At 76.1% G+C, this 14,966-nt stretch carries 13 protein-coding genes; 2 read left to right on the top strand and 11 right to left on the bottom strand.

The genetic code is table 11. The annotated features are described in order from the left end of the window. Nucleotides 1-73 precede the first annotated feature (73 nt). The 4 genes from KPF22_RS28065 to KPF22_RS28050 all read right to left on the bottom strand — a co-directional run bounded on the left by KPF22_RS28065 (nt 74) and on the right by KPF22_RS28050 (nt 4,445). On the bottom strand, nt 74-664 hold the full coding sequence (locus KPF22_RS28065) for a hypothetical protein (RefSeq protein ID WP_202417815.1): 591 nt from the start codon (nt 662-664) through the stop codon (nt 74-76). A 75-nt stretch (nt 665-739) separates the two neighbouring features. Continuing rightward, nucleotides 740-1,342 carry a hypothetical protein gene (locus tag KPF22_RS28060; protein ID WP_062399624.1) on the bottom strand — a complete coding sequence of 201 codons (603 nt, stop codon included), beginning with the start codon at nt 1,340-1,342 and terminating at the stop codon, nt 740-742. Nucleotides 1,343-1,416: 74 nt separating this feature from the next. Then, nucleotides 1,417-2,022: a hypothetical protein gene (locus KPF22_RS28055; protein ID WP_224403781.1), complete on the bottom strand. Its 606-nt coding sequence runs from the start codon at nt 2,020-2,022 to the stop codon at nt 1,417-1,419. Nucleotides 2,023-2,141: 119 nt separating this feature from the next. Beyond that, nucleotides 2,142-4,445 (bottom strand): sodium-translocating pyrophosphatase, encoded by a 2,304-nt coding sequence (locus KPF22_RS28050; RefSeq protein ID WP_073575802.1) that lies wholly within the window; start codon nt 4,443-4,445, stop codon nt 2,142-2,144. Between the two features lie 367 nt (nt 4,446-4,812). Between KPF22_RS28050 and KPF22_RS28045 the strand changes: the two genes are divergently transcribed. Continuing rightward, complete coding sequence (locus KPF22_RS28045; protein WP_224403780.1) at nt 4,813-7,356, top strand: DEAD/DEAH box helicase; 2,544 nt, start codon at nt 4,813-4,815, stop codon at nt 7,354-7,356. A gap of 374 nt (nt 7,357-7,730) precedes the next feature. On the opposite strand, the gene KPF22_RS28040 is transcribed toward KPF22_RS28045, so the two are convergent. The 7 genes from KPF22_RS28040 to ssd are packed head-to-tail and all read right to left on the bottom strand — an operon-like array spanning nt 7,731 to nt 12,684. Then, the gene (locus KPF22_RS28040; protein ID WP_224403779.1) at nt 7,731-8,165 is read right to left on the bottom strand and encodes an Rv3654c family TadE-like protein; all 435 of its coding nucleotides are present in this window, start codon (nt 8,163-8,165) and stop codon (nt 7,731-7,733) included. Continuing rightward, on the bottom strand, nt 8,162-8,677 hold the full coding sequence (locus tag KPF22_RS28035) for a TadE family type IV pilus minor pilin (protein WP_224403778.1): 516 nt from the start codon (nt 8,675-8,677) through the stop codon (nt 8,162-8,164). The genes KPF22_RS28040 and KPF22_RS28035 overlap by 4 nt, the downstream gene beginning before the upstream one ends. After that, nucleotides 8,655-8,855 (bottom strand): DUF4244 domain-containing protein, encoded by a 201-nt coding sequence (locus KPF22_RS28030; RefSeq protein WP_208823421.1) that lies wholly within the window; start codon nt 8,853-8,855, stop codon nt 8,655-8,657. The genes KPF22_RS28035 and KPF22_RS28030 overlap by 23 nt, the downstream gene beginning before the upstream one ends. A 58-nt stretch (nt 8,856-8,913) precedes the next feature. Beyond that, nucleotides 8,914-9,627, bottom strand: a complete 714-nt coding sequence (locus tag KPF22_RS33400) for a type II secretion system F family protein (RefSeq protein WP_224403777.1) — start codon at nt 9,625-9,627, stop codon at nt 8,914-8,916. Further along, complete coding sequence (locus KPF22_RS28020) at nt 9,624-10,412, bottom strand: type II secretion system F family protein (protein ID WP_224403776.1); 789 nt, start codon at nt 10,410-10,412, stop codon at nt 9,624-9,626. The genes KPF22_RS33400 and KPF22_RS28020 overlap by 4 nt, the downstream gene beginning before the upstream one ends. A 26-nt stretch (nt 10,413-10,438) precedes the next feature. Then, complete coding sequence (locus KPF22_RS28015) at nt 10,439-11,596, bottom strand: TadA family conjugal transfer-associated ATPase (RefSeq protein WP_224403775.1); 1,158 nt, start codon at nt 11,594-11,596, stop codon at nt 10,439-10,441. Beyond that, a complete protein-coding gene (gene ssd, locus KPF22_RS28010; protein ID WP_224403774.1) occupies nt 11,593-12,684 on the bottom strand; it encodes a septum site-determining protein Ssd in 1,092 nt (363 codons plus the stop codon). The genes KPF22_RS28015 and ssd overlap by 4 nt, the downstream gene beginning before the upstream one ends. A 673-nt stretch (nt 12,685-13,357) precedes the next feature. On the opposite strand from ssd, the gene KPF22_RS28005 reads away from it, so the two are divergent. Next, nucleotides 13,358-14,317: an HAD family phosphatase gene (locus KPF22_RS28005; protein WP_224403773.1), complete on the top strand. Its 960-nt coding sequence runs from the start codon at nt 13,358-13,360 to the stop codon at nt 14,315-14,317. Nucleotides 14,318-14,966 lie beyond the last annotated feature (649 nt).

Below are 14,966 nucleotides of genomic sequence, written 5' to 3'. Positions count from 1 at the left end.
TCGCCCCGTGTCGTGGCTCGTGCCACTGGGAGCGGGCGAGCCGCCAGCGTAGACCCGGCCGTGGTTCGGCAGGTCAGGCGGCCGGTCGGCCGTGGTGCCGGGGCCACTCGGTCGGGCTCGTCATCCGCGGCGCGGGGCCCACCAGTTCCACCAGTCGGGCCAGTCGGCGCGCTCCGTGCAGACGCAACGCCGGGCCGGGCGCGCCGTGTTCCCCCGGGGCGAGCCGTGCCGGGGGAAGGCCGGCCCGGGTGGCGGCGGCGATCAGCGGGCCGTGCGTCCACGGGGCCTGCGGATCGAGCAGCAGCAGGTGCCCGCCCCGCAGGTCGGGGGTGCCCGCGGAGAGCGCCCACAGCCGGAGCGTGGCGCCGTCGAGCTGGAAGTCCGGCGGGATCTGCTTGCGACCGTCCGGCGTGCACCAGGCGCGGGCCAGCGGGACCAGGTCGCGCCGGAACGCGCTGCGCATCCCCGACGCGCCGGGGGCGAGGGTGACGCCGCGGGCCGCCGCCAGCGCGGCCAGCGCCGTCTCGCGCCCCTCGATCGGCAGCGGGACGTCGAACCGGGCCGTGTCACCGGCGCCGAACCGCTCGATCCGCCCGGGCCCGCAGAGCAGCCCGGCCAGGTCGGTCAGCCCGGCCGGCCGGGCCTCCGCGGAGAACAGCGACATCTGCGGCACCCGCGAAGCATAGAACGCATGTTCGAGCTTGCCCAGCAGGGAGCGCCGGACGGGTGACGCGCCGGGTCAGGCGGGACCGTTGATCTTCTTGAGGGCGACGCACTTCGGCGCGGTCGCGAACGCCTTGTCCAACCGCGGGGTGGGGCCGATCTTGTCCAGGCCCTGGGCACCGGAGATCGTCCGCAGCTTCTGCTGGGCGCCGTCGAGCTTGCCCTTGAAGCCCTGGACGTCGTTGGGGTCGATCGCGTCGACGTCCTTCTTGGCCTGGGCGATCGTCGTGCCGGACCGGTCGAGCATGTCGCGCACCGCGGTCGCCCACGCGTCGCCGCCGCTCACCGGGGACTCGCCGGCCGCGGTCAGCTGCTTCTTGCCGGTGTCGATGCCGGCCGCGACCTTGCCGAGGTACTCCGACAGCCGCGTCTTGATGCCGGCGAGGTCGGCGCCGTCGTAGTTCGGAGGGGTGTTGAGCGGCTGGTAGTAGGCCAGGGTCGCGCCGCAGACCTTGTCGCCCCAGGCGACCGGGTCGGCGCCGACGCCCGCGGTCGGCCGCGGGGCCGGGTCCGCCGCGGGGGTGCCGGCCACGCTCGACGCGCAGCCGCCGGCCAGGAGCGCGGCGAGCAGGGTGGGGAGCAGGACCCGGGCGGTTCGCGCCGGGCGGGGGGTGGCCATCGTCGGGCTCCAGGGTCGGGGCCCGTCGGGGCCCGGGGCACGGACAGTGGTCGACGGTAGGACGCCGTCGCCGGTCAGCTGCTTCCACCCTCCCCGGTTGGCCCGTTCGGAGCAGCAGCGGGTGCGCCGGGCGGTGGTGTGGCGCGGGCCTGCTCCGCCGACCGGGTGAGATCTGTGCAGGTTGTCGAGGCCCGGAACGCCGAGGCGATCGCCGGGTTGCCGGTGACCTCGTCGAGGGGGCCGGTGGTGCCGCCGAGGCGGGCGAGCGGCTCCAGCGCGGCGGGCAGGTCGCGCTGCACCGCGGCCGGGTCGGCCGGGTCGATGGCGTCGACCCGCGAACGCGCCCCGGAGAACGCCGAGCGGATCTCGCCGAGCCCGCCCTGGAGCCGTGCGGAGAGGGCCTCGCCGTCGTCGACGGGGGCCGGGCCGAGCCGGTCCAGGTCGCCCAGCGCGCCGTCGGCGGCCTGGGTGGTGCGGGTCAGGTAGTCCGAGAGGGCCCGCAGCCGCTGGGCGGGGTCCGGGGTCTCACCGGGGGTGTCGACGGCGGTGCGGACGAAGGGCAGCACGGCCGCGCACATCGACTCGGTCCAGTGCTCGACGGTCGGCCCGGAGGGGCCGCAGCCCGCCAGCAGGACGGCCGGGGCGACGAGGAGTCCGGCGAGACCTCGCGATGTCCGCATCGCTCCTCCGTCGGGGTGATCACTGCCGTCCGGCGGAGAGTATCCGAATCGTCCCGCGACGCAGGACGACCGCCCGTCCCGATGGGACGAGCGGCCGCCGTGGTCCTGCGAGGTGTCGGTCAGCCGACCGAGCTCTCGGCCGGGGCGTCGGTGATCGCCGAGGTGCGACGCTTCGAGACCACCACCGCGGCCGCGATGATCACCACGGCGACGATCGCGATGACGATCCGGATCACCGGGTTGGCGTCGGGGGTGGACAGCACCACGACCGCCGGGGCGATCAGCACCGAGACCAGGTTCATGACCTTGATCAGCGGGTTGATCGCGGGGCCCGCGGTGTCCTTGAACGGGTCGCCGACGGTGTCGCCGATGATCGTCGCCTCGTGGGCGTCGGAACCCTTGCCGCCGTGGTTGCCGTCCTCGACGAGCTTCTTGGCGTTGTCCCAGGCGCCGCCCGAGTTGGCCAGGAAGATCGCCATCAGGACACCGGTCGCGATGGCACCGGCCAGGTAGCCGGCCAGCGGGCCGACACCGAGACCGAACCCGACCGCGATCGGGGCGAAGATGGCGAGCAGGCCGGGGGTGGCCAGCTCGCGCAGCGAGTCCCGGGTGCAGATGTCGACGACGCGGCCGTACTCCGGGCGCTCGGTGCGGTCCATGATCCCGGGGTGCTCGCGGAACTGGCGGCGCACCTCGTAGACCACCGCGCCCGCGGCGCGGGTCACGGCGTTCACCGCGAGGCCGGAGAACATGAAGACCACCGAGGCACCGATGATCACGCCGACCAGGGTGTTCGGGCTGAACACCTCGTAGGCGAAGGCCGTCCCGGCGTCCTGCGCGGCGATGTTCACCCCGGCCAGGGCCTGGCTGATCGCGTCGCGGTAGGAGCCGAACAGCGCTGTCGCGGCGAGTACCGCGGTCGCGATCGCGATGCCCTTGGTGATCGCCTTGGTGGTGTTCCCGACCGCGTCGAGCTCGGTGAGGATGTCGACGCCCTCGCCCTCGACGTCACCGGACATCTCCGCGATGCCCTGGGCGTTGTCCGAGACCGGGCCGAAGGTGTCCATCGCGACGATGACGCCGACCGTGGTCAGCAGGCCGGTACCGGCCAGCGCGACCGCGAACAGCGACACGACGATCGAGCCGGACAGCAGGAACGCGCCGTAGACGGCCGCGGAGATGACGAGGGCGGTGTAGACGGCGGACTCGAAGCCGATCGAGATGCCGGACAGGATCACGGTGGCCGCGCCGGTCAGCGAGGACTCGCCGACGTCCTTGACCGGACGGTCCTCGGTGCCGGTGTAGTAGCCGGTCAGCTTGAGGATGACCGCGGCCAGCACGATGCCGATGACGACCGCGACCGAGGCGATCAGGCGCGGGTCGCCGGCGAGGCCGACGACGCTGGTGTCGGTCGGGTTCAGCAGCTCGCCGAAGGTGCCCGGGAGGTAGACGTAGGCGGCGACGATCGACAGCACCCCGGCGAACAGCGCCGAGAGGTAGAAGCTGCGGTTGATCGCGCGCAGGGTGTTCTCCCCGGCACGGGCCTTGGTCAGGTAGACGCCGAGGATCGCGGTGATCACGCCGATCGCGGGGACGATCAGCGGGAACAGCAGTCCCTGCAGACCGAACGCCGCGGTGCCGAGGATCAGCGCGGCGACCAGGGTCACCGCGTAGGACTCGAACAGGTCGGCGGCCATGCCGGCGCAGTCGCCGACGTTGTCGCCCACGTTGTCGGCGATGGTGGCCGCGTTGCGGGGGTCGTCCTCGGGGATGCCCTGCTCGACCTTGCCGACCAGGTCGGCGCCGACGTCGGCGGCCTTGGTGAAGATGCCGCCGCCGACCCGCATGAACATCGCGAGCAGTGCCGCGCCGAAGCCGAAGCCCTCCAGGACGCGGGGCGCCTGGCCGGCGTAGACGAGCACGACGATCGCGGCCCCGAACAGGCCGAGGCCGACGGTGAACATGCCGACGACGCCGCCGGTGCGGAACGCGATGCGGGTCGCCTTCTCGCGGCCGCCCGTCTCGCGCGAGGCGGCCGCGACCCGGATGTTCGCGCGCGTCGCGAGCCACATGCCCAGGTAGCCGATGATCGCGGAGAAGACCGCGCCGACGACGAAGAAGATCGACCGGCCGATGCGTTCGCCGAGGTCCTCGGCGGGGAGCGCGAAGAGCAGGACGAACACGATCGCGGCGAAGATCGCGAGCGTGCGGAACTGACGGTTGAGGTACGCCGTGGCGCCTTCCTGGACCGCGCGGCCGATCTCCTGCATGTTCGGGGTGCCCTCGCCGTAGGAGAGCACCTCCCGCAACAGGAGACCGCCGACGACCAGGGCGACGAGGGCGACCACCGCGACCACGCCGACGATGGCGAGGTCCCCGCCGCCGAGCTCGAGGCCCTGGGCGAGGTAGGTGGGCTGGGACATCCGTGTCCTCCCGGTGGAAAGGATCCGGCCGGCGAGGTCCCCGGCGGCCGGGACGGGCCGGTGTGGCTCGGCCCGTCCGGGCGGCGACGGCCTCGTCGGCGTCGACTGGGCCCGGGCGGCGTCCACCGGTGACCGGGCTGGTGCAGTCTAGGAGTGTGGTGCATCCCTCAGTGCGATTGGGATCACAAGATGTAACGAACTGGCAAAAGTGATCAATCCCACACGATGTTGCGACGCAATCCGGGAACTTGCAGATCAACTGCGGTGCAACGACTTCCGCGATCCGACCGGCCGCGGCCCGGCGGCCCGAGTCGGCCACCGGGAGCGACGGCGGAGCGTTCGAACATCTGTGCCATCGTGGTCGGTCGTGGGAGCGACGGCGGAGAGCACACAGGGCCCGGACGGGTCGCAGCGCGGGGTGGAGCTGCTGCGTCGCGTGCTGGCGGGCTCGGGGCTCGACCCGGCCCGTGCCGACACCACATGGGCGTCCGGTGCCGCCGACACGGACGCGCCGGGGCCGGGGCCGGGTGCCGGGACGTTCGCCGCGCAGGACGGCTTCGACGGTCCTGACGGTCTCCGCGGTTCCGACCGTCCTCACGAATCCCGCGGCGCCGTCGACGACGGGGTCGGCGCCGTCGACGACCCGTTGCGGCACGTCGTGCGGATCCCGGCGCGGGCGGGGAACCCGGTCGACTGGCCGGGCTGGACGCCCGAGCCGCTGCGCACGGCCTGGGCGGCCCGCGGCGTGACCCGCCCGTGGTCGCACCAGGCGCAGGGTGCGGAGCTGGTGCACTCCGGCGCCGACGTCGTCGTCGCGACGGGGACGGCGTCGGGGAAGTCGCTGGTCTACCAGCTGCCGGTGCTCGCCGGGCTGGCCGAGGACCCGCGGGCCACGGCGCTGTACCTCGCCCCGACCAAGGCACTCGCGGCCGACCAGCTGCGGTCCCTCGACGGGCTCGCCCCGGACGGGGTCCGGCCCGCCGCGTTCGACGGCGACACCCCCATGGACCAGCGCGACTGGGTCCGCAGGCACTGCCGGTGGGTGTTCTCCAACCCGGACATGCTGCACCGGTCGATCCTTCCCCGGCACGGACGCTGGACGACCTTCCTCCGCCGGCTGAGCTACGTCGTGGTCGACGAGTGCCACACCTACCGGGGGGTGTTCGGCTCGCACGTGGCGCTGCTGCTGCGCCGGCTGCTGCGCCTCGCCGCGCGCTACGGCGCGCGTCCCGTGATCGTGCTCGCGTCGGCGACGGTGGCCCGCCCGGAGGAGTTCGCGTCCCGGCTGACCGGACGCGGCGTCGTCGCCGTCACCGAGGACGGGTCCCCGCACGCCGGACGCACCGTCGCGTTCTGGGAGCCGCCGCTGCTCGCCGAGATCACCGGGGAGAACGGGGCGCCGGTCCGCCGCTCGGCCGGGGCCGAGGTCGCCCGGATGCTCGCCGACCTCGTCCTGACCGACGCCCGCACCCTGGCGTTCGTCCGGTCCCGGCGGGCCGCCGAGCTCACCGCGCTCGGTGCGAAGCGCCAGGTCGCCGAGATCGCTCCGGAGCTGGCCGCGCGGGTGGCCGCCTACCGCGGCGGCTACCTGCCCGAGGAACGCCGCGCGCTGGAGGCCGACCTGATGTCGGGCGAGCTGCTCGGGGTCGCGACCACCAACGCGCTCGAGCTCGGCGTCGACATCTCCGGGCTCGACGCCGTGGTGCAGGCCGGTTTCCCGGGCACCCGCGCGTCGTTCTGGCAGCAGGCCGGGCGCGCCGGACGGGCCGCCGACGAGGCGCTCGTCGTGCTCGTCGCCCGCGACGACCCGCTCGACACCTACCTCGTGCACCACCCGCGCTCGCTGATCGGGGCGCCCGTGGAGAGCTGCGTGCTCAATCCGGTCAACCCGTACGTGCTCGCGCCGCAGCTGGCGTGCGCGGCCGCGGAGATGCCACTGACCACGGTCGACGTCGAGGAGATCTTCGGGGGAGCCCCCGCGGTGGAGGTCCTCGACGCCCTGGTCGACGAGGGCGTGCTGCGCCGACGACCGCACGGCTGGTTCTGGCCCGACACCGGCGACGCCCCCGCCGCGCACGTCGACATCCGGGGCTCCGGGCTCGGGCAGGTCGCCGTGGTGGAGGCGGCGACCGGGCGGATGCTCGGCACCGTCGACGGCGGCTCGGCCCCGGGCACGATCCACTCCGGTGCGGTGTACCTGCACCGCGGCGACAGCTTCGTCGTCGACGAGCTCGACCTCGACGACGGCGTCGCGCTCGTCCACGCCGAGGACCCGGACTGGCGCACCGAGGCCCAGTCGGTCTCCGACGTCACCGTGCTCGAGGTGATGGAGCACCGCCGGTACGGACCGGTGCAGGTCTGCTTCGGCGCGACCACGGTGACCAGCCAGGTCGTCGCCTACCGGCGACGCACCCCGGACGGGACGGTGCTCGACCAGACGGCGCTGGACCTGCCGCCGCAGAGCCTGGACACCCGCTCGGTCTGGTACACGATCGACCCCGACGCGCTCGCCGACGCCGCCATCGACGAGGCACGCCTCCCCGGCGCACTGCACGCCGCCGAGCACGCCGCGATCGGTCTGCTCCCGCTGTTCGCGATCTGCGACCGCTGGGACATCGGCGGCCTGTCCACCGCGCTGCACCCCGACACCGGGCTCCCGACGGTGTTCGTGCACGACGGGCACCCGGGCGGCGCGGGCCTGGCCGAACGTGGCCACGAGGTGCTGGGGCGGTGGCTGGCGGCGACCCGCGCCGCGGTCCGGGACTGTGAGTGCCGCACGGGCTGCCCGTCCTGCGTGCAGTCCCCGAAGTGCGGCAACGGCAACAACCCGCTGGACAAGACGGGGGCGGTGCAGGTGCTGGACCTGGTCCTCGCCGCGCTGGAAGGCGGCGCCCCGACCGGTTCGCGATGATCGCGGAACCGGGCGGGGTACCACCGGCCCGCCCGTCGGGGGCGGGGGCGGGCCGGTGGCAACCACGTGCGACGACATCGGACGGGGGCGCCAGGGGCGCTCCGACGTCGTCGCTGTCTGGGGAGCGTGGTCTTCGTGGCGGGAGCGGACCGGACCCTGCCCGTCCCTGCGACTCCCAGTAGGCCCGAGTGTCGCGACGGTGACCAGATGTGGGCCGCGCGACGTCGGTGATCGGTCAGACCCCCACGACGAAACGCGGTCGCGCTGGGACGTTCGTCGTAAGCACTCGTGATGAGGGTGTGTTCCGGGGTTCGCCGTCCGTTCATCCGGGGGCGTGGACCGCTCACCGAGATCGTGATCACGTCCGGGGGAGTTCACGACGGCTCCGCGGTGGGGCCGGAACCGTCCACGGTCCCGCTCGCCGGGGGCGGGCCGGTGTCCACGGGAGCCGGGCCTGCACGTGCCCTCGCCCGCGCGGGACCGCGCAGCGGCAGCAGCCCCGACCAGGCGACCCGGGTCTCGACCATGGCGTCCCAGCCGTCGAGCCGGCAGTTCAGGAGCTCGGCGCCGTTGCGAGTGGCCAGCTCGGCGGCACGGGCGCAGGCGACGGCCGTGCCGTCCACCGACCGGCCGGCGGCCGCGAGGGCGGACAGGTCCGCGGCGGCGGAGGCGACGTGCCGGGCGCGGGTGGCGGCGGCCAGGTCGACGCCGACGATGCCGACGAGCAGCAGCACCGCCGCCGCCGTCGCGGCCCACACCGAGGCGACGCCCGCGTCGTCGCCCCGGCGCGGAGGGACCGGGCGGCTCATGACGCGCCGCCGGGTGGGGCCGACCCGGCTGTGACGCCGGGCCGGGACGCCTGGGCCCCGGACCGGGCCGCGCCGGTCGTGACGCCGGGTTCGACCGCGGCGGTCGCGGTGCCGCTGATCGTGACCGGCAGCAGCCCGACCGGCCGGACCCGCACCGTCACGACGACGAGATCGCCGTCGAGACGCAGCTCCGGTTCGGCCCCGGCCGGGGCCAGCTGCGCGGCCACGGCCCGGCCCCGTTCGGTGTCGCCCCGTGCGGCCTGGCGGGCCAGCTCGCGGGCGGCGTCGGTGCAGCGGACCCCTGCCGCCACCGCGGCGACGGCTCCGACCGCCGCCGCGGTGACCGCGACCAGGGTGCCGAGCGCCAGCGCCGCCTCGACGGTGACCGCACCGTCGTCGTCCGCCGGGCGACTCGCCAGGCCGTTCGTGGCGCCGACGGCTGCACCCCGGCCGACGGTGCGGTGACCGCCGCGGCCGGTGCGGTGGGGGTCAGAGCGTCGTGGACAGCGCACGTTGCACGATCCCGGTGAGGGCGGCGAGGACGTCGCCGCCGCTGACGATCGCGTAGAGGAGCGCGGCGAACGCCGCAGCCGCGACGGTGCCGACGGCGTACTCGACGGTGGACATGCCGTCGTCGTCGGAGGCGAGTGCGTGCAGCCGGCGGTGCAGCTGGGAACGGGTGGGGGTCATCGGTGTCTCCTTCGTCGGGGGCCCGCGGGGTGCGGACCCGGTCGCCGCGCGGCGGTGGTCACCACCGCGCGAACGCCTCCCCGGCCAGCCCGATCACGACCGGCACGATGCCGAGGACCAGGAAGGCGGGCAGGAAGCAGAGCCCCAGCGGGGCGGTGATGCGGACCGCGGCGCGCTGCGCCCGCTCCTCGGCGAGGTCCGCCAGACCGGCGCGCAGCCGGGCCGCCTCCGCCGCGGCGGAGCGTCCGAGGGCGGCACCGGTACGGGCCGACCGGCCCGCCGCGCGGGCGAACCCGGCGAGCTCGGGGACCGGGGCGGCGGCGGCCCAGGCGTCGTCGGGGTCGGCGCCCAGGGCGAGCAGTCCCGCGACCCGGCGCAGCGCCTCACCAGCCGGGCCGTCGAGCCGCCGGGCCGCGGCTCCGACGGCGTCCGCGACGGCGAGACCGGCGGCCAGACACGTCGCCAGGAGGTCCCAGGCAGCGGCCAGGTCCGCGGAGTCCACCGGCGCGGCCGGCCCGCGGGCCGCCCGCCGGGCGAGCCACAGCAGCCCGCCGCCCGTCGCCGCGCCGACGGCCGCGCCACCCGCCCCGCCGAGGGCTCCGCCGAGTGCGGCCCCGGCGGGGACCAGCAGTGCGAGGACCGCCGTGCGGGGCGGCGCCGCGGCCGCAGCCGTGCCGACGGCGGCACGCAGTCCGCGCAGCCGCCCCGGCCCGGGACGCCCGCCGCCGACGGCCAGGGCGAGCGCGGCGAGCCCGAGCGCGGCCGCGGTCACGTCGGCACCGCCGCACGCAGGATCCGGTCGGCCCACGCCGCCCCGGCGACCGTGAGGACGACCCCCGTCAGCAGCAGCGCCGGCCCGTGCAGGCCGGTGCGCAGCACGGTCAGCGGCGCGACACCCATGAGCTGCCCGAGACCGATCCCGGCCAACGGCAACCCGGTCAGCACCGACGCCGTCGCCCGGGGTCCGGCCAGCTGGGCCCTTACCCGGGCGCCGTGCGCGATCCGCCAGCGGATGTCGTCGAGCAGCCCGGTGAGCAGGTCGGCGAGCGGGGCGCCGTGGGTGTCGGCGAGCTCCCAGGCCGCTGCGACCCGTTCGACGTCGCGCCGGGCGGGCCCTCGCGCCGTCCGGCGCAGTGCCTCCGGTACCGGTTCACCGATCCGCGCGGCGACGGCCGCCGGCTCGAGCAGCACGCGGGCGAGCGGCCCGTCGTGCACGTGCCCGGCCAGTGCGGCCGCGGGGTGCGCGCCGGTGCGCAGCTCGTCGGTGATCCGGGCGAGCGCGTCGGCGAGCTCGGCCGCCGTCGCCCCGGCCCGTTCCGCGGCGCGGCGTGCGGCGATCCGGCGCCGCACACCCCAGGCCACCCCCGCTGCGCACACCGCACCGGCGGGGCCCAGGAGCAGCCACCCCAGCGGTGCGGCGAGCAGGGGCAACGGCGGAGCGAGCAGTCGGGCCGTCGGGAGGCCGGCCGCGGTGCCGGTCAGGGCCCGCCACCGGGATCGGCCCGGGACCACAGGCAGTGTCAGCACCGCCAGCGCGAGCAGGATGGGGACCGCCACGCCCTGCGCTGTCCCGGGCAGTGTGCTCAGCACGGCACACCGACCCCGCGCTCGCGCAGCAGCGTGGCGAGCTCGTCGCGGCCCGGTCCGGCCCCGCTGCCGCGGCTCCAGGCGGCGGTGACGCGGGGGGTGCCGTCGTCGGAGCGGCCCAGCACGCCGATCTCGTCGAGCGTCCGGCCGGCGCCGGGGCGGCGTCGCATGTGCAGTACGACCTGGACGGCCGCGGTCAGCTGCCCGTCGAGCGCGGCGGGGGACATGCCGCCGAGCCCGGCGAGCGCGCGCATCCGGGCCGGGATCTCGCGGACCGAGTTGGCGTGCACGGTGCAGCCGCCGCCGTCGTGACCGGTGTTCATCGCGGCCAGCAGGTCGCACACCTCGGCGCCGCGGACCTCGCCGACGACCAGCCGGTCCGGACGCATCCGCAACGCCTGACGCACCAGCTCGCGCAGCGGCACGCCACCCGAGCCCTCGATGTTCGGCGGCCGGGCGACCAGCCGCACGACGTGTGGATGGCGCGGCGAGAGCTCCTCCGCGTCCTCGACGGTGATGAGCCGCTCGCCCGGGTCGACCGCACCCAGCAGCGCGTTGAGCAGCGTGGTCTTGCCACTGCCGGTCCCACCGGCCACGAGCACGGCCAGCCGGGCGGCGACGATCGCGCGCAGCAGGGCCTCGCCGGTCGCGTCGAGGGTGCCGGTCCGCCGGAGCGCGGCCAGGTCGTGTCCGGCGGGGCGCAGCACCCGCAGCGAGATCGCGGTCCCGGCGGCCGCCACCGGTGGGAGGACGGCGTGCAGCCGGACCCCGGCGTTGGGGAGTCTGCCGTCGACGCAGGGACTCGCGTCGTCGAGCCGGCGGCCCGCGGCGAGCGCCAGGCGCTGGGCGAGCCGCCGGACCGCGGCCTCGTCGGCGAAGGTGATGCCGGTGCGGCGCAGCCCGTCGCCGCGGTCGACCCAGACGGCGTCGGGCGCGGTGACCAGTACGTCGGTGGTCGCCGGATCGCGCAGCAGCGCGTCGAGCGGGCCCGCTCCGGTGAACTCCTGGCGCAGGGTGCGGAGCGCGGCGAGGACGTCCAGATCGGACGCGACACCACCGGACTCGGCCCGCACCGCCGCGGCGACGGCGGCCGGCCCGGTCTCGCCGCCGGCGTCGGCCAGCCGGGCCCGCACCCGGTCGACCAGCGGGTTCACGACGCCGCCCGCCGGGGGCCGGCCGAGCCGGAGAGGCGCTCGTGCACGGTCCGGGCCGCGGTGGCGAGCGGGCCCCGCCCGGAGCCGGGGGTCCGCCCCCGTTCGAGGGCACCGGCGAGGTCCCGCTCCGGGCGCATGGTCGTGAGCAGCGGTAGCCCGAGGGAGGCGACGACCTCGTCGGGGGTGATGCCGCCGGGGGACGGCCCGCGCACGACCAGTTCCACGGCCCGGGCGTGTTCGGCGAGCACGTCGGCGACCCGGGCGGCCGCGGCGCAGGAACGCAGCCCGGCGGGGACGACCAGGACCGTGAGGTCGGCGGTGCCGAGAGCGGTGAGTGCGGCGTCGGTGGGGTAGCGGGGCAGGTCGCACACGACGGTGCCGCCCGCGCGACGCCCGGCGTCGAGGACCGCGGTGACCGCGGCCGGCTCGGGGCCGTGCGGGGAGCGCGCGCAGGACAGCACCGACAACGCGGTGCGCCCGGACCCGGCCCGCGGCAGCGCGGCGTGCAGCGACGCGGCGCGCACCCGGCCGTCGCCGACCGACAGCTCCGGCCAGCGCAGCCCGGCCTCCTGCTCCAGCCCGACCATCAGGTCGAGGCCGCCGCCGAGCGGGTCGCAGTCGACCAGCAGTGCGGACTCCCCGGCCCGCGCGGAGGTCAGCGCGACGGCGGTGGCGAGCACCGAGGCGCCCGCCCCACCGCTGCCGCCGACCACGGCCAGCACCCGGCCGGCCCGCCCGTCGCCCGCCGCGCGCTCCCGGGCGTCGGCGAGGATCCCGGCCAGCCCGGCCTCGCCCTGGGGGAGCTGCACGACCCGGTCCGCGCCGAGGGCGACCGCGATCCGCCAGTCCTCCGCGGCGGGCTCTCCGGGGACGGTGATCACGACGCCGTCGCGGCGTGGGAAACCGGCCTCGCCGCAGCGCCGGGCCCCGGCCCGGTCGAGCAGCACGACCGGTGCGCGGGTCCAGGCACGGCGGGCGTCGGCCGCGTCGACCGCGCGCTGGGCGTCCATGTCGGCTGCCGCGGCGAGTCGCAGCAGCGCGTCGAGCAGCTCGGGATCGTCGGCCACGATCAGGCAGCGCCGGTCCATCGCGTCGTCCTCCACACCGGCCCGCCGGTGCGGGCCCCGGTGTCGAGCGTGCGGTCCCGGGAGGGCCCCGCCGGCCCCGATCGCGGGCCTGTGGACAACGTGGTGGAAACGGCCCGACCTGTGGACAACCCACCGGTTCCGTCGGTGTCGTGCGGGAGGATGGAGCACGGGGGAGGGCCCTCGCGTGCGCGCCACGGAGGAGCAGAACCGGAGCGGCGGGGAGCGTGCCGGGGAGACGGGCGACCGACACGACCGTGTCGTCGACCCCGGACGTAGGACGACCCCCGCCAGGGGGGATTGGCGGGGGCCGTCGGGCGGTTCAGCCCCGGGGGGTCGAGCTGAACCCGCTCGGACCACGTCCGAGCTCGGTCAACTGTAGCCGGAACATGCCGGTCGCGCCCATACTCCGGCCGTGGCCTGCGCCGACCGGTACCGGCGGCGATGTCGCTCTCGACCCCGACGGGGTGAACTGCGCCACTGACCGGTGAGCGCGTCCGGGCGACCGGTCGCGTACGGTCGATCACTCTCCGCTGCCGGTCACCGGAGTGCTCGTACCCCCGGCCGGGCGGTGCGGGGACGGGCGGCGCCCACCGTGGGGCCGACGGTCGGCGGGGTGTGGACGGATCCGGGGACCACGGACGAGGCGCGTCCCGGTTCGGGCAGGCTGGACGTCGTGCCCGAGTCCTCCACAACCCCCGTCGCGCCGGACCGGACCGCCGGTGCCGCCGTCCCCCGGGCGGTGTTCCTCGACCTCGACAACACGATCATCGCCGGGTCGAGTGCGCTGGCGTTCGCGCGTCCGTTCGCCCGCGCCGGTCTGATCGACCGCGCGACCGTCCTGCGCGGGGCGTGGGCCCAGCTGCTGCTCGTGCTCGCCGGCGCGGACGCGTCCACGATGGACACACTGCGCCGGCGGATGGTGCTGATCTGTCAGGGCTGGGAGGTGGCGCGGGTCCGTGCGATCGTCGCCGAGACGTTGCAGGAGATCGTGGGCCCGCTCGTCTACCCCGAGGCGGTCCGGCTGATCGAGCACCACCGCGCGCAGGGGGCGGAGATCGTGCTGCTGTCGGCGTCGGGGTTGGAGGTCGTCGAGCCGATCGCCGAACTGGTCGGGATCACGCGCTTCCGGGCGACCCGGATGCACGTCGAGGACGGCCGCTACGCCGGGGAGATCGCGTTCTACTGCTACGGCGAGGGCAAGGCCGTCGCCGCCCGGGAGATCGCCGAGGAGCTGGGACTCGACCTCGCGCGGTGCGCCGCCTACACCGACTCGATCACCGACCTGCCGCTGCTGGAGGCGGTCGGGCAGCCGTCCGTGGTGAACCCGGACCGTGAGCTGCGGGCGATCGCCCGTGAGCGGGGGTGGCCGGTGCTCGCGTTCGTGCGCGCCGCCTCCCGCCGGGACCGGTTGTTCCGGCTGCGCGACCGGCTGTCCGACCGGTTCGCGGCCGGGGCCCGCGGTGGTGTCCACGCCGGGCGGGCGACCGAGGGGGCCGGCGAGGACACCGGTGGGGTCGGTGCGGTCGGGCCGTGGCGGGACCCGGCGCTGCTCGGTGCGGCGGCGGTCGGCGGGGTGCTCGCGGCGCTGGTGGCGGGGGCCGCCGTCACCCGGTCCACCCGCGGGGACCGCTGACGCGATGGCCGACCTGCGGGCAGGGCGGTGAGCGGACTGCCGGGTGGCGGGGCGCGGGACGGTGCGGAGCGCCCCGAGGGGCGACTGTCGATCAGTACACGACTGCTGCACGACCGCCGTCGGGCAGCGCTGATGCACTGATCGACGGAGCCGTGCGGCTCGGTGGCGGCATGCGGCCGGTGCGGGCGGTGGGGCCGGCCGTGCCGGTGCGGGCAGCGGGGCGGCTGTGCGGGTAGCGGGGCGACCCGGCGCCGACCGTGTCGGGCCGGAAGCGGCCCGGATGCCGCGCGCGACCGCCGTCCGGGCGTCGTCGTGCACCCACCCGGCGGCCGTCGACGGTCACCCTGTGCTGCTGAACCGGTGCATCCCGGTGCGAGGGTTGCCCGCATCACGTTCCGGGTCTACGAAGGAGGCACGGACCCCGGCCGGGCCAGGGGCGTCTCGGAGGAGAAGAGGCGTCTCCCCTGACCGGGCTCCGTACGTGGGAACCGGATCACGTCCACGCCGAGCACGCCGCGGGAGGCATGTCGTCGTGGGCCTGCGAACCGGGACGCCGGGCGCCGAGGCCGCACAACACGACACGTAGTGCACGCCAGGACGCCGGTTCCCACGTCGGGCCGGGTGGCGCCCCTCGGGGCACCACCCGGCT

The organism is Pseudonocardia sp. ICBG1034, assembly GCF_020131375.1.
GTDB classification, from domain to species: Bacteria; Actinomycetota; Actinomycetes; order Mycobacteriales; family Pseudonocardiaceae; genus Pseudonocardia; species Pseudonocardia alni.
The sequence above is the reverse complement of the archived record's forward strand: the minus strand, read 5'-3'. Positions and strand labels throughout refer to the sequence as shown.